This window comes from Paenibacillus sp. IHBB 3054 (assembly GCF_051594305.1).
Classification (GTDB): Bacteria; Bacillota; Bacilli; order Paenibacillales; family Paenibacillaceae; genus Paenibacillus_AQ.
Genome location: NZ_JBOFBG010000176.1, coordinates 1 through 396 on the forward strand (window position 1 = coordinate 1; position 396 = coordinate 396).

General features: G+C 42.4%; 1 protein-coding gene. It reads right to left on the bottom strand.

What is annotated here, in order from left to right; all coding sequences use genetic code 11:
- Window positions 1–312 (bottom strand): hypothetical protein (locus ACQ76X_RS36345; RefSeq protein ID WP_438498719.1); only part of this gene is annotated, 312 nt, incomplete at its 3' end.
- Window positions 313–396: the final 84 nt, after the last annotated feature.

Genomic DNA, 396 nt, shown 5'->3' on the forward strand with positions numbered 1-396 from the left:
TGAAAACTCTCGCGTTGTAATAGCTGTTTCACTTCCGAAGTCAACTTTGACTACTTGTTGATTTAATTTATTCGTGGTTACGGTGCTTGTAGGTTTTTCAAGGACGACTGGGGCTACATATCCTGTAGGTGCAACAGCCGGTATCCCTGCCACCTGCACGAGATACATTACTCCATTTAACTGATGATTTACCCAGAACATGCGACCTTTGTCATCTATTACATAGGTGCTGTATCTACCTAAAGTACCCACTGTAGGAACTTCCACAAAGCCTATGAACTTGTCGCCAAAGGAACTTTTTTGTTCTGTCATGGAAGGACCGTTCGTCCAACTATAAAGCTGACCATTTGTATTTATTGCTAAGATTGAGGGTTGGTTCGAAATAGTACCACCGTC